Below are 17,559 nucleotides of genomic sequence, written 5' to 3' on the forward strand. Positions count from 1 at the left end.
GCCAATTTGTGTGCGATATAATAGAAACAGGTATGATAACAATACTATGGAAACCAGAAGGGAGTAATTATCATGGCATTCATTGATCTTATGAAAGAAAAGGCCAGACAGAACAGAAAGACCATCGTTCTGCCGGAAAGCGAGGACCAGAGAACTCTGACCGCTGCCGCCCAGATTTTAAAAGAGGGAACTGCCGACCTGATCCTCGTTGGTAACGCAGAAACCATTAAAAAAGATGCAGCAGCGCTGAACGCTGATATTGAAGGCGTAAAGATCGTGGATCCGGAAACAGATCCGAAATTTGAGCATTATGCCGGGACACTGTTTAAGCTGAGAGAGAAAAAAGGCATGACCCTGGAAAAGGCCACTGCCACCTTAAAGAGCGATCTTATTACCTACGGTGTTATGATGGTAAAGGAAGGGGACGCAGACGGCCTTGTGGCCGGCGCATGCCACGCTACCGCTGATACCTTAAGACCGGCTCTCCAGATCCTTAAAACGGCTCCGGGAACTGAGCTCGTTTCCGGTTTCTTCATCATGGACGTTCCCAACTGCGAATACGGTGCCAACGGCACCTTCCTGTTTGCGGACTGCGGCTTAAACCAGGATCCCACCTCTGAGGAACTGGCAGCCATCGCCAACAGCAGCTCCGACAGCTTCCGCGCTCTTACGGGCGAGGAGCCGAAGATCGCAATGCTGTCCCATTCCACCAAAGGAAGCGCCAAGCACGCTCTGGTAGACAAGGTTACAGCGGCTGTGAGCATTGCCCATGAGAAATATCCGGAATTAAACTTAGACGGAGAACTTCAGCTGGATGCAGCCATCGTTCCGTCTGTTGCAAAATCCAAAGCAAAAGACAGCAAGGTCGCCGGACAGGCCAACGTGCTGATCTTCCCCAACTTAGACTGCGGAAATATCGGCTATAAGCTGGTGCAGAGACTGGCAAAGGCTGAGGCCTACGGCCCCATGCTCCAGGGTATCGCAAAACCGGTCAATGACTTATCCCGCGGCTGCTCTGCCGAGGATATCGTCGGCGTGGTTGCCCTGACTGCCGTACAGGCCCAGATGGCAAAATAAACCAATCGGAAACAGGAAAAGGAGTTTATGGAAATGAATATTTTAGTTATCAACTGCGGAAGTTCTTCTTTAAAGTACCAGCTCATCAACTCTGATACAGAGGCAGTCCTGGCAAAGGGTCTCTGCGAGAGAATCGGGATCGAAGGCAGCCAGATCACCTACCAGCCGGCTGGCGGAGACAAAGAGGTTACCGTTTCCCCTATGCCGACCCACACCCAGGCGATCCAGCTGGTACTGGATGCCCTTACCAATGAGAAGAACGGCGTGATCAAGAGCTTAAAAGAGGTTGGCGCTGTCGGCCATCGTGTAGTTCATGGCGGAGAGAAATTCACATCCTCCACTCTTCTCACAGAGGACGCCATCAAGGCCATCGAAGAATGCAACGATCTGGCTCCGCTCCACAACCCGGCAAACCTGATCGGGATCCGCGCATGCCAGGAGTTAATGCCGGGCGTTCCCATGGTAGCAGTATTCGATACAGCTTTCCATCAGACAATGCCGGAGGAGGCTTATCTTTACGGCCTTCCCTACGAGTACTATGAGAATTACAAGGTAAGAAGATACGGTTTCCACGGAACCTCCCACAGCTTCGTATCCAAAAAGGCTGCCGAGGTAGCTGGAAAGCCCTATGAGGACCTTAAGATCATCGTTTGCCACCTGGGCAACGGCGCAAGCCTTTCTGCTGTAAAGAACGGTAAATCCGTTGATACCAGCATGGGTCTGACTCCCCTTGAGGGCCTGATCATGGGTACCCGTTCCGGCGATATGGATCCGGCTATCATGGAATACATCGCAAAGAAAGAGAACCTGGATATTGCAGGCGTTATGAACGTGCTCAATAAGAAATCCGGCGTTCTGGGACTTTCCGGCGTATCCAGCGACTTCCGTGACCTGGAAGAGGCTGCCGCTGCCGGAAATGACCGTGCTGAAAAGGCCTTAAAGGCATACAATTACCGTGTTGTTAAATACATCGGCGCTTACGTTGCCGCTATGGACGGTGTTGATGTGATCGCATTTACCGCAGGCCTTGGAGAAAACGGCAAGTCCACAAGAAAGGCCATCTGCGACCACCTTTCCTACCTGGGAATCAAGATCGACGACGAGGCCAACAGCATCCGCGGCAAGGATGTGGTGATCTCCACTCCGGACTCCAAGGTCCAGGTTATGGTGATCCCCACCAACGAGGAGTTAGCAATCGCAAGAGAAACTCTGGCTCTGGTATAAGGAAAACAGATCTGGCCTATATCTGCCCGTCGTGATGCATTCACGGCGGGCAGTTTTTTGGGATTGACTCCAAAAGACACAGGGCTTACAATAATTATGACCGATCATATGAAACAGGAGGAGTATCAATGAAAAAACGGGCCTGTCTGCTGGCCGCAGCATTCTCCATTTTTCTTGGAATAGAGGCCTATGGAGGCCAGTTTATTAAGGATGAGACCGGACTCTGGTATCAGAACGCGGATGGGACCTGGCCTGTGGGATGGTTCCAGTCTGACACCGGAAGCTGGTATTGCTTTGATGAGAACGGATATGCCCGTACCGGATGGTATGAAGAGAATGGGATCCGGTACTATCTGGGGATCACAGATGGACGCCTGTTTACGGACTGCACATCCTATCTGGAAGACGGCTGGTACTCGTTTGACGGCGAGGGAAAAAGCACCTATGCCGGTACGGATTACAGCGGCTGGCTCTGGAACGGCGTTCACTGGCTCTACCGGAGACCCAGCGGGGCTTATGTGACGGACGGATGGCGTACCATTGACGATGCTTCCTATTATTTTTCAGAAGGCCATCTGGCAACGGGACCGTTTTCCATTGGCGGAGAAAACTATTTCTTTGACAGCCAGGGAAAGAAGGCCAGCGGGCTGACAGTCTGGAAGAATGATTTTTACTATATCAATGACGACCAGACGGTTTTAAAAAATTCTGAAAAGGAGATCGACGGCATCCTTTATCGTTTTGATGAGACGGGAAGGGGAAGCATGGTTTCCCAGCGTCCCTCTGCCCCATCCATGAATTTTATACCAGGAGAGGACTGGCCCTACAAGGCGGTCACAGAGATCCCTCCGGAAAACGAAAAGACAGAGCTGCACCGTACCTGCGACCAGATGGCGGATCAGATCCTGTCCGAGATCATAAATGACGCCATGGACCAGCGCCAGAAGGCAGAGGCCATTTATAACTGGGTACGCGGAAACATCCGTTACAGCGGAGCCTCAGCCACCCGTGACTGGGTCCAGGAGGCTTACCAGGGCCTCCGGCTGCGGCGGGGCGACTGCTTTACTTATTATTCTGTATCCCAGCTGCTTTTAAGCCGGGCCGGGATCGCAGGCATCGAGGTGGTCCGGTCTACGGATAACCATCACTACTGGAATCTGGTGAACATCGACGGCAGCTGGTATCATTTTGATGCGACTCCGCGCCGGGCCGGAGGATATTTCTTCCTGTGGACCGATGATCAGATGGAACAGTATTCCAGACAGCATGGCGGGTGCTTCACCTTTGACCGCCGGCTTTATCCGGCAACTCCGGAATAAGCGTGACCGTTCAGCCGTGCAAGGCTCCGAACAGGAAAATGCATGGCTGAGCGGTTACGGATCATATGAGTACGGCCGTCTGGCTTCCAGGCGGGAAAACCAATACATAGATGGGAGAGATACAGTATGGAAGAGTTATATGAGATCCTGGAGGACATTATACCTGGAGAGGATTACAAAAACAGCACGGCCCTGGTGGACGACGATATCCTGACCTCCTTTGAACTGGTACGCCTGGTGACGGAGATCGACAGCACGTTTGATATCTCCATCCCCTCCAGCGAGATCGTTCCTGACAATTTTAATTCAGCGGAAACCATCTGGGCGCTGATCGAGAGGCTGGGAGGAGCCGGCTGATCATGGCTCTTGTATCGTACGGGTTTGGATTTTTCTGTGCAGTCCTCCTGCTTCTGTATTACATAGTCCCAGGGCGGTTCCAGTGGCGGATCCTTTTAGCGGCCAGCGTCCTGTTTTACGGCTTTGCAGGCCCTTTGTGGATCCTTTATCCTGCGGCTTCTTCGGTCTCTGTCTGGTATCTGGCGCGTAAGATCGGCTCCATGACGGATCAGTACCGGAACTGGGTACAGAAAGATCAGCCGGACCGGACGCAGAAAAAGGCGTATAACCAGAGGCTGAAGGCCAGGCAGAAACGTTTCCTGATCCTTGGGCTTCTGCTGAACTTCGGCATCCTGGCCGTTTTAAAGTACACAAATTTCCTGCTTTCCAATGTGGAGGGGATCCTTCACCTGGCCGGAATTTCCGGTGAGATGGAGTACGCAGACTGGGTCCTTCCTCTGGGGATCTCCTATTATACCTTCCAGTCCATGGGGTATCTGATCGATGTTTACCAGAGAAAATATGATCCGGAAAAAAGCCTTCTGCGGACTGCACTGTTCGTATTCTATTTCCCGCAGCTCACCGTGGGGCCCATCAGCCGCTTTGACCGGCTGAAGGAGGAGCTTTATTCTCCCCACCGCTTTTCCATGGACCGGCTGGCAGCCGGAGGGCAGAGAGTGCTCTGGGGATATTTTAAAAAGCTGGTGGTGGCAGACCGGATCGGGCCTGCTGCATCCATGATCACCGGATCCCCGGAAATTTATGGAGGCGTTTACGCCTTACTGGGGATCGCCGGACATGTGATCCAGCTTTACGCCGATTTTTCGGGAGGAATCGATATTATCCTTGGTATTTCGGAAATGTTTGGGATCCACCTTCCGGAAAACTTTGACCGGCCCTTTTCATCCCGGAGCCTGGCAGAGTTCTGGCGGCGGTGGCATATGACCCTGATGCAGTGGTTCCGGGAGTATATCTTTTTCCCCGTATCCACCAGCCAGGCGGCCAGGAAGCTTTCTGCGGCTGCTGGCCGCCTGGCCGGGAAAAAGGCCGCCGGGAAAGTGCCGGTCTATCTGGCCTCCCTTACAGTCTGGTCTGTGACAGGGATCTGGCACGGGGCTTCCTGGAACTGGGTCCTCTGGGGACTGGCAAACTGTGTTTTCATGCTCCTTTCCCAGGAGCTTTCGGGCCTGTTCCGAAGCCTCCAGAGCCGCTTCCCTTTTACGGACGGACGCGGATACCAGTGTTTTCAAAAGGTACGGACCTTTTTTGTATTCTGTCTTCCCTGGATGTTTATTTACTATCCTGCCGCAGAGGTATTTCCACGTCTTTTGGGGATCCTGAAAGGTGAGGGGCTCCTTTCCCTTATGTTGGGCGGCTATGGAACGCTTATGGACACACCGGATCTTATGATCCTGGGCCTGGGGATCCTTTTTATGGCCCTGGCCGGGCAGATCTGCGGAAATGAAGGGCTGAAGGAACGGCTTTCCCGGCTCCCCTGGCCGGTTTCCTATGGTCTTTCCTTTGTCCTGTTTCTGATCCTCCTTGTAACCGGCGTTTATGGCAGAGGATACGAAGCCAGCCAGTTTATCTATAATCGTTTTTAGGAGGAAGGGCATGAAAAGGAAAAAAATAAATGCGCTTTTTGTTCTTCTGGCCGCAGCCATCTCCCTTCTGGTCCTCTGGGCTGTCCAGCGGCTTCTGGTCCCCAAGTATATGGGAATGGTCGTGGAAGGGAATCTCACAGGAGAATATTATAAGGAAGTACCGGACCATGATGTTCTGATCCTGGGAAACTGCGAAGCCTATGAGAATATCTCTCCGGCAGTTCTCTGGAGGGAGTTCGGAATTTCCAGCTATATCCGCGGAAATGCAAACCAGCTCATGGCCCAGTCCTATTATCTTCTGGAGGATGCTCTTAAATATGAAGTTCCGGGCGTGGTGGTGCTTTCGGTGTCTTCCATGACGAATTTCAGTCAGGACAATGAAAGCTACAACCGTATGACCCTGGACGGCATGCGGTGGTCCCCATCCAAATGGAAGGCCATACAGGCCACAAAAATGGAGGACGAGCATGTCATCGAATATATATTCCCGCTTTTACGCTTCCATTCCAGATGGAAGGAGCTGGAAAAAGAGGACTTTACTTATTTCTGGGACAGAGGGACCGTATCCCATAATGGATATTATATGAGGGCTGATATCCGGCCGGCAGGGGAGTTTCCCGCCGCCAGGAGGCGGTCTGATTATTCCTTCGATCCGCGGTGCTGGGACTATCTGGAAAAGATCCGGCTTTTATGTGAAGAAAAGGGCATCTCCCTGATCCTCATGAAGGCTCCGGCCCTGTATCCGGCCTGGTATGACCAATGGGACCAGCAGATCGCCCGGTATGCCGCAGATCATGGTCTGCTGTACATAAACTGCATGAAGGAGCCGGAAGCCATTGGGATCGATTTTTCCCATGACACCTATGACGGAGGCATCCACATGAACGTGTACGGCGCGGAAAAGGTGGCCCGGTTCCTGGGACCGGAGCTTCTTAAGGTCCCTGGCGTTTCCGACCGCCGTCAGGAAGAGGCGCTGGCGGTCCGGTGGGAAGAGAAGTGCCGCGTTTATGATGAGAAAAAAGCAGAGCAGGAGGAGGAATTTTCCCGGCTCGGCTATTTAAAGCAATTTTACCAGGGGCAGTGATCCCCGCTTAATAAACAAAAGAAAGGAAGTCTTTTACTATGAGAAAGTCTGGAAAATACCTGACCGCAGCCATCCTGGCAGTGTCCATGGCAGTCACTCCCATCACCTCTTACGGCTTTGGCTGGTCAAAGACCGAAGCTGCTGGGGAAAAAAAGGAGGAGTCCTGCGCATTTAAGACCGGAGATACCGTGATCTCCATGGGAGCAGAGGCGGCCCCCATCCTAAAGGCCCTTGGCAAGGCGAAGAGTACCTTTGAGCAGGACAGCTGTGCCTATCAGGGAAAATCCAGGATCTACACCTATGAAAATTTTGAGCTGGGCACCTCCACGGCATCCGGAAAGGAATGTGTCGAATCCGTTTATATTTCAGGCGGCTCCGGTACGGCGGCCACCCAGGAAGGCGTACAGACCGGTTCCAAAAAGGAGGACGTGATCAAAGCCTATGGTAAGGACTATAAAGAGGACTTCGGGACGCTCCGCTATACCCTGGGGAACTGTCAGCTCTCCTTTTATATGACCAACGGAGCGGTGGATGCCATTGAATACGTCCTCGTTCCGGTAAAATAACGTGGAAGGAAGAGCCCGGAGGAATATACCTTCGCTTCTGGAGGAAGCCGCTGCCCGCTTTCCCCAGCGGACGGCCTATGAGGATGAAACGTGTTCCATGAAGTTTTCGGAGGTCCGCCGCCTGGCCGCCTCCATTGGGACCGGGATCGCTGCTTTGCAGAGCCCAGGCAGTCCTGTGGCTGTTTTCATGGAAAAAAGCGTCTTGATGGCCGTTTCGCTTCTGGGCGTTTCCTACGGCGGCTGCAGCTACTGTCCTGTGGATGTGGCTATGCCAGAAGCGCGGATGGACCGGATCCTTTCGGTCCTGGAACCGGCGGCTGTCCTGACTTCCGGATCTATGGGGGCCAGAGCCCGGGAGGCCTGCGGGGACTGTCCGGTCCTTCTTGTGGAGGATCTGGCCGCCCGTCCGGCCGACGAGGCCCTTCTGGCCTCCCTGCGGGCCCGTATCAAGTCCTCAGATCCCCTTTACATCCTTTTTACCAGCGGCTCCACTGGTATGCCCAAAGGTGTTGTGGGCACCCACCAGACGGTGCTTAACAACCTGGAATGGCTGGCATCCCGTTTCGATCTGGGACCGGACGACGTACTGGGAAACCAGGCTCCGCTCCATTTTGTGGTGGCGGATCATGACCTTTACTGCCCCTTGAAGTTCGGCTGCAGCTCCTTTTTCATCCCAGCCGGCTATTTTTCGTTCCCTGCAAAGCTGATCCCGCTTTTAAACCAGCACCGTGTGACAACGGTATTCTGGGTCCCGTTTGCCCTGGGAACCATCGCCAGTTTCCGGGCCCTGGATGAGATCCTGCCGGAATTTCTCCGGTATGTGTTCTTTGTGGGGGAGGTGATGCCGGTGCGCCAGCTGAATTACTGGAGGGAGCATGTGCCGTCGGCCCATTATATCAATCTCTATGGCTCCACAGAAATGTACATGTGCTGCTATTATGAGGTGGACCGGGAATATGCAGAGACCGATACCCTTCCGATCGGAGGCCCCTGCGGAGGGACCGGGATCCTGGTCCTGGATGAAATGGACCGGGAGATCCTTCCGGGCATGGCAGAGACGGGAGAGCTCTGTATCCGGGGCTTTGCGGTGGGGCCGGGCTATTACCGGGATCCGGAACAGACGGCCAGGAAGTTCATACAAAATCCCCTGGAACCGGCGGCCCGCGAGATGATCTACCGGACCGGGGATCTGGTCCGGTATGGAACCGACGGCCTGCTGGAATTCTGCGGACGGGCGGACTACCAGATCAAGCATCTGGGGTACCGGATCGAACTGGGAGAGATCGAAGCCGCAGCCGGGAAGGTTCCTGAGATCTCCAGCTGCGCCTGTGTCTATGACCAGAAAAAGCAGAGGATCCTGTTTTTTTACGACGGCACGGAAACGGACAGGAAGACTATTTCCTCCAGCCTGTCGCAGCAGCTTCCCAGGTATATGCTCCCCAGCCGGTATGTGTATCTGGATCCCCTTCCCAGGAATGCCAGCGGGAAAATTGACCGAAAATTTCTTCAGGAACAATATGAAAAAAACATAAAATCTTGTTGACAAATTGTGCCTGTATGGGTATAATAACTTAGTGCGTATTAGGAGAGACAATATGCTGATTAATTTATCTGAAGTTTTTACTCTGGAAGGTAAGGAGAGGACCTGGACAGTCCCTCTGGAAATGAGATCCTATGAGGGAGCCGACGGAAAATATCCAGTGGCGTCGTCTGAGCCTGTGACCGTTACAGTAAAGAATCTTGGAAACAGGAAGCTGGCTTTAACGGGCGGGACGAAGGTCACGCTGACGATTCCATGTGCCAGATGTCTGGAGCCGGTGGAATACACCTGCGAAATAGACTTTGACCAGGAACTGGATATGAGTTCTTCCGATGACGACCGGGTAAAGGATTTGGATGAACAATCGTACCTGACTGGTTATAATCTGGATGCAGACCGGCTGGTATGTAATGAACTCTCACTGAACCTGCCTATGAAGGTCCTGTGCAAAGAAGATTGCAAAGGGATTTGTAATAGATGTGGAGCAAATCTCAATTATGGGACTTGCGGCTGCGATACCAGGTCACTTGATCCACGGATGGCAGTTATCCAGGATATTTTTAAACAGTTTAAGGAGGTGTAACCATGTCTATCTGTCCAAAGAACAAATCTTCTAAAGCAAGAAGAGACAGCCGTAGAGCAAACTGGAAGATGAGTGCTCCGAACCTTGTTAAGTGCAGCAAATGCGGCGCATTAATGATGCCTCACAGAGTCTGCAAAGCATGCGGTTCTTACAACAAGCGCGAAATCGTTAAAGTTGAAGATTAATTTTATGATATAGAAAAACCGTCGGAAGGATCCGGCGGTTTTTCTTTTATTATCTCTGGTCCCTGGACATGCAGATGGCCCCTGTCCTCTGTAATTCCAGGATCCCGAAGCTCCTGGCCAGCTCGATGAAGTTTTCCACCTCGTCGGGAGCGGCATGAAATTCGATGACCATATTTTTAGCGGATACATGGACGATCTTTGCACCCATGACGCTGCAGAGCTCGATCAGGGAGGCCCGGTTGGTCTGGGAGTAGGAGACCTTCATGAGCATCATTTCCAGAAGAACACATTTTGTCTCCTCCAGCCTGCGGACCTTGATCACATCCAGCTTTTTATTCAGATGCTTTTCGATCTGGTCGATGGTCCTCTGGTCCCCTGTGGAAACGATGGTCATACTGGAAATATCCTTTCGTTCCGTCACACCCACGGCCAGACTGTCGATGTTAAAAGCCCTTCTGGCGAAAAGTCCCGAGATCTGGGACAGAACGCCGTCTTTATTTTCTACCAGTACGGAAAAAATCCCTTTCATGCTGTGTTCCTCCCTATTTGGTGTTATTGGCGCTGTCGACCCGGCAGACCATGATGCAGGCGCGGTCACAGGCTAAAAAACCGTCCAGGACCTGGTCCAGATCTTCGTTGCTGTTACAGGAAAAGTATTCCATATCATATGCCTCTGCAATCTTATCATAACGAGGATAATCGTACAGCTGCACACCGAAATAATGGCCGTCATAGGTCTTTTCCTGATGCTCCCGCACCAGCCCCAGAAATTCATTCTGGACCACCAGGATCTTCAAGGGAAGCCGGTTGACGGCAATGGTGCCCAGCTCGTACATGGACATCTGGAAGGAGCCGTCGCCGCAGACCGCCACCACCTGGGCCTCTGGCCGGCACATTTTGGCTCCAATGGCCGCCGGGATGGAGTAGCCCATGGTACCCATGCCGCCTGTGGTAAGGAACCGTCCGTTTTTCATCACATAGTTGTCCGCAGACCAGAGCTGATTCTGTCCCACATCTGCCACATAGACGGCGTCTGCTTCCATTTTTTCCGATAAACGCTGCACCAGGAGATTGGGATTCACCAGACGGCTGCTGAAGGTCCGGTGGTCCACGGTGCTTTTCTTGATCTCTGTAAGCTCCCGGATCCAGGGATCCATGTCCAGGGAAAAATCCTCTTCCAGAAGACGCTCGAAGATCTCCCCTGCATCCCCCACCAGAGGGATCGTGGGACCGAGGTTTTTCCCGATCTCAGCCGTATCGATGTCAATGTGGATGATGTTCACCTGTTTTTCCAGGTGCTGGGGCCTGGGAACGGCCCGGTCCGCGATCCTGGCTCCCACGATGATCAGAAGATCGCTGGCGGATACGGCCCGGTTGGCATAGGGCTTTCCGTTGTTCCCCAGCATTCCAAAGTACAGGGGATGGGCCTTGGGAAGAACGCCGATGCCCATCATCGTGGTCACCAGCGGGATCTGGTTTTTTTCGCAGAACCGCCGGAGACACGCCTCCGCATTGCCCAGGATCACTCCTCCTCCGGCACACACCAGAGGCCGCTCAGCCTTCCGGATGGCTGCGATCACCTTATTCATCTGCTGGTCATTGCCGCGGGTACTGGGCTTATAGCCCCGGATCTTCACCTCCTGGGGATAGGAGAAGGGCTTTTTTAATGACGCCATCTGTACGTCGCAGGGAATGTCGATGAGGACCGGGCCCTTTCGGCCTGTGGACGCGATATAAAAGGCCTCCTTCATGATCCTGGGGATCTCATCCGGGTTCTTAACCAGATAGCTGTATTTAACAAAGGATTCTGTGGCACCTCTCATATCAGCCTCCTGGAACACGTCCCGTCCCAGGAGACTGCTGTTTACCTGCCCCGTGATAGCCACCATGGGGATGCTGTCGGCATAGGCCGTGGCCAGGGCTGTGATCAGATTGGCGGCGCCTGGACCGGACGAGGTGACACAGACCGCCGGTTTCCTGGCGATCCTTGCATAACCGCTGGCTGCGTGGCCGGCAGCCTGTTCCTGGCGGACCAGAACGTGTTCGATGGAGCCGGAGGCAAAGACCTCCTCATAGAACGGGGCGATGGCCACCCCCGGATAACCGAAGATCCTGGTGATCCCCTCTGCTTCAAGGCACCGGACCATTGCTGCTGCACCATTCATGCTTTTTCCTCCTAAACGTGCGATTCGATTTTTTTTCGATTATAAGGAGTCTTGCGGGAAGTGTCAAGAATATTGTGGGATCCTGGGCCTGTGCAGGCCGGAAAGATGTTCACAAATATAGACCGCGGAGCTTTTGTACAAAAAAACCTATTGATTTTATACAAGCTATCTAGTATATTATTGGTAGATTTAGACAGGGAGCCAATACTATGATAAAGATTGCAGTAGACGCCATGGGCGGCGACAATGCGCCTTCTGAGATTGTAAAGGGCGCTGTGGAGGCCGTCTCTGAACGGCCGGATATCACAGTCTGTCTCACCGGACAGGAAGATATCATTAAAAAAGAGCTGGAAAAATATACTTATAAAAAAGAACAGATCGAGATCGTCCCGGCCTCCGAGGTCATTGAGACTGGAGAACCCCCGGTCAACGCCATCCGGAAGAAAAAGGATTCTTCCATTGTGGTGGGAATGAACCTGGTAAAGCGCGGAGAGGCCGACGGCTTTGTTTCCGCCGGAAGCTCCGGAGCCATTTTAGTGGGCGGCCAGGTGATCGTGGGTAGGATCAAAGGTGTAGAGCGGCCTCCGCTGGCTCCTCTGATCCCCACGGAAAAGGGATTTTCCCTTCTTATTGACTGCGGTGCCAACGTGGACGCCAGACCGTCCCACCTGGTACAGTTTGCCCAGATGGGCTCCATTTATATGGAACATGTCATGGGCGTAAAACGGCCCCGGGTGGCCATCGTCAACATCGGAGCAGAGGAGGAAAAGGGAAATGCCCTGGTAAAGGAGACCTTCCCGCTCCTTAAGGAATGTCCGGGGATCAACTTCATCGGAAGCATTGAAGCCCGGGAGATCCCCCACGGAGGAGCCGATGTGATCGTCTGCGAGGCCTTTGTGGGCAATGTGATCTTAAAGCTTTATGAAGGCGTGGGAGCCACCATGATCTCCATGATCAAAAAAGGAATGATGTCCTCCCTCCGGTCAAAGATCGGCGCCCTTCTCATCAAGCCAGCTTTAAAATCCACCTTAAAGAGCTTCGACGCCTCCCAGTATGGCGGAGCGCCCCTTCTGGGGCTTAAGGGCCTGGTTGTGAAGACCCATGGAAGCTCCAAAGCCAATGAGGTGAAGAACTCTATTATCCAGTGTATTGCCTTTAAAGAGCAGGCCATCAGCGAAAAGATCGGCCAGTGCCTGTCCCCGAGGGAAGAGGATATAAAAGAGCCATAAAATTAAAATTAATATATAATAGAACAGAGAGGATGGAAATTTTTATGGAATTTGAAAAATTACAGCAGATCATTGCAGAGGTGTTAAATATTGATGCCGACGAGATCACAATGAACACCACCTTCGTGGACGACCTGGGAGCCGACTCCCTGGATGTATTCCAGATCATCATGGGCATTGAGGAGGAGTTCGATATCGAGATCCCCACAGAGGCTGCTGAAAAGATCGTCAGCGTAGGCGACGCCGTAGAGCAGATCAAAAACGCATTAAATTAAACCTTTCCGGAAATCCCGGAAATCAGGGGCTGCTGCAAAAGGGATACTCAGATACGACTCTTTTGCTCCAGCTCCATTTTCCATTATAAGGAGGAAACATTCTTGGATAAAAAATTGAAAATGCTGGAGGAGATCATCGGATATACCTTTAAAAACGAGCACCTTCTTCCCCATGCCCTGACCCACAGCTCCTATGCCAATGAGCGCCACTGGGATAAAAAAAGGTGCAACGAACGCCTGGAATTTCTGGGAGACGCGGTCCTTGAGGTGGTCAGCAGCGAATTCCTGTTTTTGAACCACCCGGACATGCCGGAGGGCGAGATGACGAAGCTCCGGGCCAGCCTGGTATGCGAACCGGCTCTGGCTTACTGCGCCGAAGCCATTTCCCTGGGCGACTATCTGATCCTTGGAAAGGGCGAGGACATGACCGGCGGAAGAAAGCGGCCTTCGGTGGTTTCCGACGCCATGGAGGCGGTGATCGGAGCCATTTACCTGGACGGTGGTCTTGCTAACGCAAAAGAGTTCATTCATCGTTTTATTTTAAACGATATTGAGCATAAACAGCTCTTTTACGATAGCAAAACTATTTTACAGGAGATCGTACAGGCGGATTTTAAGGATCCTCTGACCTATGAGCTTATAAGGGAAGAGGGACCGGACCACAATAAGACCTTTGAGGTCTGTGCAAAGATCGGTTCCCACGAGATCGGCCGCGGCGCTGGCCGCACGAAAAAGGCCGCAGAGCAGCTTGCCGCCTACCGGGGGATCTGCCAGCTGAAAAAAACAGACCAGTAGAAAAGGTGCAGTATGTATTTAAAAACCATAGAAGTACAGGGATTCAAATCCTTTGCCAATAAGATCGTATTTGAATTTCATAACGGCATCACAGGGATCGTGGGACCCAACGGCAGCGGAAAGAGCAATGTGGCCGATGCAGTCCGCTGGGTCCTGGGAGAGCAGAAGGTCAAGCAGTTAAGAAGCGCTTCCATGCAGGACGTGATCTTCTCCGGCACGGAGACCAGGAAGCCCCAGGGCTTTGCCTATGTGGCCATTACCCTGGATAACTCCGATCACAAGCTGGCCATTGATTTTGACCAGGTCACAGTTTCCCGGCGGATCTACCGGTCTGGAGAGAGCGAGTACCTCCTCAATGGGAGCCCGTGCCGCTTAAAGGATATCAACGAGCTGTTTTATGACACAGGGATCGGAAAGGAAGGTTATTCCATCATCGGCCAGGGCCAGATCGATAAGATCTTAAGCGGCCGGCCGGAGGAACGGAGGGAGCTTTTTGATGAGGCTGCCGGGATCGTAAAGTTCAAGCGGAGAAAGGCCATTGCCCAGAAAAAATTAGAGGACGAAAAGCAGAACCTGGTCCGGGTCTCCGACATCCTGGGAGAACTGGAAAAGCAGGTGGGGCCTCTGGAAAAGCAGGCCGCATCAGCCAGGGAATACCTCCGGCTCAGGGAGGAGATGAAGCGGTTCGATGTGAACCTGTTCCTGACAGAAATGGAGGATACGGACCGGACCTTACGGGAGCTGGAGGAAAAGAGCCGGATCGTAAGCAGCCATATGGAGGAATCCAGGCAGGAATCAGAGCAGTTAAAGGAAGAGTATGACCGGATCGCTGAAAACATCGCGGCCCTGGACCAGACCATCACCGAAAAGCAGGCTCTGGGAAATGAGGCGCGGATGAACGCCAGGAACCTGGAGGGCCGGATCAGCGTGCTCAATGAACAGATCCGTGCCGAGGAAATGAACGCCGAGCATATCCGGAGCCGGATCGCTGCCATTGAATCAGAGCTTCAGGAAAAAGAAAGGGACAGAAGCCGCCATCAGGAAGAAAAGCAGCAGCTTAAGATCCAGGTGGAGGCCATGGAGAAGCGGCTCCGTGAGGGAGAAGACCAGCTGGAGCAGGCTTCTTCCCGTGTATCCGGCCTTGAAAGATCCATTGAGGACGGAAAAGCGGCGTTGATCGGAGCGCTCAATGAACGCTCCGGTCTTTCTGTAAAGAAGCAGCGGTACGATACCCTTTTGGAGCAGGTCCAGGTGCGCCGTTCAGAGGTGGCCCAGAAGCTCTTAAAGGTAAAGACCGACGAGGAGGCCTGGGATGGTCAGATCCAGGAGCAGGAAAAGGCCTTAGCCTCTGTGAACCAGGCCATCGAGACCCTGGTCACAGAGGGCGAGATACTGGAAGGGGAGGCAAGAGAGGCGGCCGGACAGATCGCACGCCTCAATAAAAATCTCAACAACGCCCAGCAGGAATACCACACCTCCTATACCCGCCTGGAATCCTTAAGGAACCTGGCGGAGCGGTACGACGGTTATGGAAACAGCATCCGGAGGGTCATGGAATGCCGCGACCGTGTCCGGGGGATCCACGGAGTCGTGGCAGACCTTCTGGACGTTCCGAAGGAATACGAGACGGCCATTGAAACGGCCCTGGGAGGAAGCATCCAGAATGTGGTCACTGACTCCGAGGAGACAGCCAAGATCCTGATAGGTCATCTGAAAAAGAACCGGTACGGACGGGCCACCTTCCTTCCCCTGACCGCCGTTTCCGGCCGGGGAGGATTTCCAGAGCCACAGGCCCTTAAGGAGCCTGGAGCCATCGGCGTAGCTGCCGATCTGGTGAAAACAAGGGATGAATATAAGGGACTGGTCCAGTATCTCCTGGGGCGGGTCCTGGTGGTGGATCATATGGACCATGCCATTGCCATTGCCCGGAAATACCGTCACTCCATCCGCATGGTAACGCCCGAGGGCGATCTTTTAAGTCCCGGCGGCTCCATGAGCGGCGGCGCCTTTAAAAATTCCAGCAATCTCCTGGGACGGAGAAGAGAGATGGAGGAAATGGAGGAGGCCTGTAAAAAAGCTCTCCTGGCAGTGGACCGGATCCAGAAGGAGCTGGTCTTCCAGGAAGCCCTCCTGGAGGAAAAGAACAGCAGCCTTTCCAGTGTCCGGACCTCTCTCCAGGCCCGGTATCTGGAGCAGAATACGGCAAAGCTGTCCCTGCGGCAGCTGAACCAGAAGAAGGAGGAGCTGACAGAATCCTCCGCAGACATGAACCTGGAAAACCGCCAGCTGGAGGAGCAGATGCGTGAGATCCGAAGGAATATCGCCGGACTCCTGGCATCCATGGAGGAGCTGGAGGCAGAAAATACCGCCAGAAACGAGGCGATCACATCCGATGGAGTGCTTCTTGAGGCGGCGAGAAACCAGCGGGAAAAGGCCTCCAGGGCCCTTTCCCAGATCCAGCTGGAGGCCGCTGGTCTGAAGCAGCAGGATTCGTTCCTGGACCAGAACCTCAGCCGTCTTGAGGAGGAGACCGGAAGGCTCCTGGCTGAACAAAAGGCCCTGGACTCCGGCTCCGGAGACAGCGAACAGGCCGTAAAGGAGCGGCTCCTGGAGATCGAAGCCATAAAGCAACAGATCTGTGCGGTCCAGGAGGAGGCCGGAACGTTCATGAAGGAAGCCGAAGGGGCCAGACAGGAAAAGGAAGCCCTGGGCGCTGGACAAAAGGATTTCTTTGCCCGGAGGGAAGCCCTTTCTGACCGGCTTTCCAGGCTGGACAAGGAGCTGTTCCGCCTGCAGGGACAGAAAGAAAAGCAGGAAGAAAAACGGGACTCCTCCGTGGAATATATGTGGAGCGAGTATGAGCTGACACGGACCGCTGCCCAGGAGCTGAGAGACGACAGCCTGGTTTCCGTACCAGAGATGAAAAATCAGATCACTGAGAGGAAAAACAGGATCCGTGCCCTGGGAAATGTCAACGTCAACGCCATTGAGGATTACCGGGAGCTTTCTGAACGGTATGAATTTATGAAGACCCAGCACCAGGACCTGGTCACTGCCCAGGAGGCCCTTTACCAGATCATCGAGGAGCTGGACACTGGCATGCGGCGCCAGTTCACAGAACGGTTCGCCCTGATCCGTGCGGAGTTTGACCGGGTATTTAAGGAGCTGTTCGGCGGCGGCCACGGCTCCCTGGAGCTGATGGAGGACGAGGACATCCTGGAGGCCGGGATCCAGATCATCTCACAGCCTCCTGGAAAGAAGCTGCAGAACATGATGCAGATGTCCGGAGGAGAAAAAGCTCTGACAGCCATTGCGCTCTTATTTGCGATCCAGAACCTGAAGCCTTCCCCGTTCTGTCTTCTGGACGAGATCGAGGCGGCCCTGGATGACTCCAACGTGGACCGGTACGCAAAATATCTGCACAAACTGACAAAGCACACCCAGTTCATCGTCATCACCCACCGGCGCGGCACCATGGTGGCCGCAGACCGGCTTTATGGGATCACCATGCAGGAAAAAGGCGTTTCCACGCTGGTATCTGTAAGCCTGATCGAAAACGATTTAGATAAATAGTAGG

16 protein-coding genes are annotated in these 17,559 nt (G+C 53.4%); 14 read left to right on the plus strand and 2 right to left on the minus strand.

The window, feature by feature from the left end:
• Nucleotides 1-72: 72 nt before the first annotated feature.
• From pta to rpmF, 10 genes are all read left to right on the plus strand, one after another.
• Nucleotides 73-1,077 carry a phosphate acetyltransferase gene (gene pta, locus ACI6NM_RS02600; protein ID WP_262427881.1) on the plus strand — a complete coding sequence of 335 codons (1,005 nt, stop codon included), beginning with the start codon at nucleotides 73-75 and terminating at the stop codon, nucleotides 1,075-1,077.
• 33 nt (nucleotides 1,078-1,110) lie between these two features.
• A complete protein-coding gene (locus tag ACI6NM_RS02605; RefSeq protein WP_022274008.1) occupies nucleotides 1,111-2,301 on the plus strand; it encodes an acetate/propionate family kinase in 1,191 nt (396 codons plus the stop codon).
• 128 nt (nucleotides 2,302-2,429) lie between these two features.
• Complete coding sequence (locus ACI6NM_RS02610; protein ID WP_262427880.1) at nucleotides 2,430-3,620, plus strand: transglutaminase domain-containing protein; 1,191 nt, start codon at nucleotides 2,430-2,432, stop codon at nucleotides 3,618-3,620.
• Between the two features lie 126 nt (nucleotides 3,621-3,746).
• A complete protein-coding gene (locus tag ACI6NM_RS02615; RefSeq protein WP_158358685.1) occupies nucleotides 3,747-3,977 on the plus strand; it encodes an acyl carrier protein in 231 nt (76 codons plus the stop codon).
• A gap of 2 nt (nucleotides 3,978-3,979) precedes the next feature.
• Nucleotides 3,980-5,560, plus strand: a complete 1,581-nt coding sequence (locus tag ACI6NM_RS02620; protein WP_262427879.1) for an MBOAT family O-acyltransferase — start codon at nucleotides 3,980-3,982, stop codon at nucleotides 5,558-5,560.
• A 10-nt stretch (nucleotides 5,561-5,570) separates the two neighbouring features.
• Nucleotides 5,571-6,644: an SGNH/GDSL hydrolase family protein gene (locus ACI6NM_RS02625; protein WP_262427878.1), complete on the plus strand. Its 1,074-nt coding sequence runs from the start codon at nucleotides 5,571-5,573 to the stop codon at nucleotides 6,642-6,644.
• 38 nt (nucleotides 6,645-6,682) lie between these two features.
• Nucleotides 6,683-7,210 (plus strand): hypothetical protein, encoded by a 528-nt coding sequence (locus ACI6NM_RS02630; protein ID WP_262427877.1) that lies wholly within the window; start codon nucleotides 6,683-6,685, stop codon nucleotides 7,208-7,210.
• A gap of 1 nt (nucleotide 7,211) precedes the next feature.
• Nucleotides 7,212-8,753 (plus strand): amino acid adenylation domain-containing protein, encoded by a 1,542-nt coding sequence (locus ACI6NM_RS02635; RefSeq protein ID WP_262427876.1) that lies wholly within the window; start codon nucleotides 7,212-7,214, stop codon nucleotides 8,751-8,753.
• A 52-nt stretch (nucleotides 8,754-8,805) separates the two neighbouring features.
• On the plus strand, nucleotides 8,806-9,333 hold the full coding sequence (locus ACI6NM_RS02640) for a YceD family protein (protein ID WP_022272898.1): 528 nt from the start codon (nucleotides 8,806-8,808) through the stop codon (nucleotides 9,331-9,333).
• A 2-nt stretch (nucleotides 9,334-9,335) separates the two neighbouring features.
• Nucleotides 9,336-9,518, plus strand: coding sequence for a 50S ribosomal protein L32 (gene rpmF, locus ACI6NM_RS02645; protein WP_022272899.1), 183 nt, complete (start codon nucleotides 9,336-9,338; stop codon nucleotides 9,516-9,518).
• A gap of 49 nt (nucleotides 9,519-9,567) precedes the next feature.
• Here rpmF and ilvN read toward each other — a convergent pair whose 3' ends face one another.
• Together ilvN and ilvB are read right to left on the minus strand one after the other, a co-directional pair.
• Nucleotides 9,568-10,047, minus strand: coding sequence for an acetolactate synthase small subunit (gene ilvN, locus ACI6NM_RS02650; protein WP_022272900.1), 480 nt, complete (start codon nucleotides 10,045-10,047; stop codon nucleotides 9,568-9,570).
• A 13-nt stretch (nucleotides 10,048-10,060) separates the two neighbouring features.
• On the minus strand, nucleotides 10,061-11,683 hold the full coding sequence (gene ilvB, locus ACI6NM_RS02655) for a biosynthetic-type acetolactate synthase large subunit (protein WP_438501022.1): 1,623 nt from the start codon (nucleotides 11,681-11,683) through the stop codon (nucleotides 10,061-10,063).
• A 209-nt stretch (nucleotides 11,684-11,892) separates the two neighbouring features.
• Between ilvB and plsX the strand changes: the two genes are divergently transcribed.
• The 4 genes from plsX to smc all read left to right on the plus strand — a co-directional run bounded on the left by plsX (nucleotide 11,893) and on the right by smc (nucleotide 17,555).
• Nucleotides 11,893-12,912: a phosphate acyltransferase PlsX gene (plsX, locus tag ACI6NM_RS02660; protein ID WP_022272902.1), complete on the plus strand. Its 1,020-nt coding sequence runs from the start codon at nucleotides 11,893-11,895 to the stop codon at nucleotides 12,910-12,912.
• A gap of 44 nt (nucleotides 12,913-12,956) precedes the next feature.
• Nucleotides 12,957-13,187: an acyl carrier protein gene (gene acpP / locus ACI6NM_RS02665; protein ID WP_022272903.1), complete on the plus strand. Its 231-nt coding sequence runs from the start codon at nucleotides 12,957-12,959 to the stop codon at nucleotides 13,185-13,187.
• 120 nt (nucleotides 13,188-13,307) lie between these two features.
• Nucleotides 13,308-13,982, plus strand: coding sequence for a ribonuclease III (gene rnc, locus ACI6NM_RS02670; protein WP_416782516.1), 675 nt, complete (start codon nucleotides 13,308-13,310; stop codon nucleotides 13,980-13,982).
• A 12-nt stretch (nucleotides 13,983-13,994) separates the two neighbouring features.
• Nucleotides 13,995-17,555 carry a chromosome segregation protein SMC gene (gene smc, locus ACI6NM_RS02675; RefSeq protein ID WP_262427873.1) on the plus strand — a complete coding sequence of 1,187 codons (3,561 nt, stop codon included), beginning with the start codon at nucleotides 13,995-13,997 and terminating at the stop codon, nucleotides 17,553-17,555.
• The last annotated feature ends 4 nt before the right edge of the window (nucleotides 17,556-17,559 follow it).

The sequence above is a fragment of the Pilosibacter sp. YYHA0881 genome (assembly GCF_051602715.1).
Taxonomy (GTDB): domain Bacteria; phylum Bacillota; class Clostridia; order Lachnospirales; family Lachnospiraceae; genus Alitiscatomonas; species Alitiscatomonas aceti.

Bases quoted from the DNA above. Each gene is read 5' to 3' on its own strand.
- ACI6NM_RS02615 (WP_158358685.1), top strand. From the start codon at position 3,747: ATGGAAGAGTTATATGAGATCCTGGAGGACATTATACCTGGAGAGGAT.
- pta (WP_262427881.1), top strand. From the start codon at position 73: ATGGCATTCATTGATCTTATGAAAGAAAAGGCCAGACAGAACAGAAAG.
- ACI6NM_RS02630 (WP_262427877.1), top strand. From the start codon at position 6,683: ATGAGAAAGTCTGGAAAATACCTGACCGCAGCCATCCTGGCAGTGTCC.
- ACI6NM_RS02640 (WP_022272898.1), top strand. From the start codon at position 8,806: ATGCTGATTAATTTATCTGAAGTTTTTACTCTGGAAGGTAAGGAGAGG.
- ilvN (WP_022272900.1), bottom strand. From the start codon at position 10,047: ATGAAAGGGATTTTTTCCGTACTGGTAGAAAATAAAGACGGCGTTCTG.
- ilvB (WP_438501022.1), bottom strand. From the start codon at position 11,683: ATGAATGGTGCAGCAGCAATGGTCCGGTGCCTTGAAGCAGAGGGGATC.
- rpmF (WP_022272899.1), top strand. From the start codon at position 9,336: ATGTCTATCTGTCCAAAGAACAAATCTTCTAAAGCAAGAAGAGACAGC.
- smc (WP_262427873.1), top strand. From the start codon at position 13,995: ATGTATTTAAAAACCATAGAAGTACAGGGATTCAAATCCTTTGCCAAT.
- ACI6NM_RS02605 (WP_022274008.1), top strand. From the start codon at position 1,111: ATGAATATTTTAGTTATCAACTGCGGAAGTTCTTCTTTAAAGTACCAG.
- ACI6NM_RS02610 (WP_262427880.1), top strand. From the start codon at position 2,430: ATGAAAAAACGGGCCTGTCTGCTGGCCGCAGCATTCTCCATTTTTCTT.
- ACI6NM_RS02620 (WP_262427879.1), top strand. From the start codon at position 3,980: ATGGCTCTTGTATCGTACGGGTTTGGATTTTTCTGTGCAGTCCTCCTG.
- rnc (WP_416782516.1), top strand. From the start codon at position 13,308: ATGCTGGAGGAGATCATCGGATATACCTTTAAAAACGAGCACCTTCTT.
- plsX (WP_022272902.1), top strand. From the start codon at position 11,893: ATGATAAAGATTGCAGTAGACGCCATGGGCGGCGACAATGCGCCTTCT.
- ACI6NM_RS02625 (WP_262427878.1), top strand. From the start codon at position 5,571: ATGAAAAGGAAAAAAATAAATGCGCTTTTTGTTCTTCTGGCCGCAGCC.
- acpP (WP_022272903.1), top strand. From the start codon at position 12,957: ATGGAATTTGAAAAATTACAGCAGATCATTGCAGAGGTGTTAAATATT.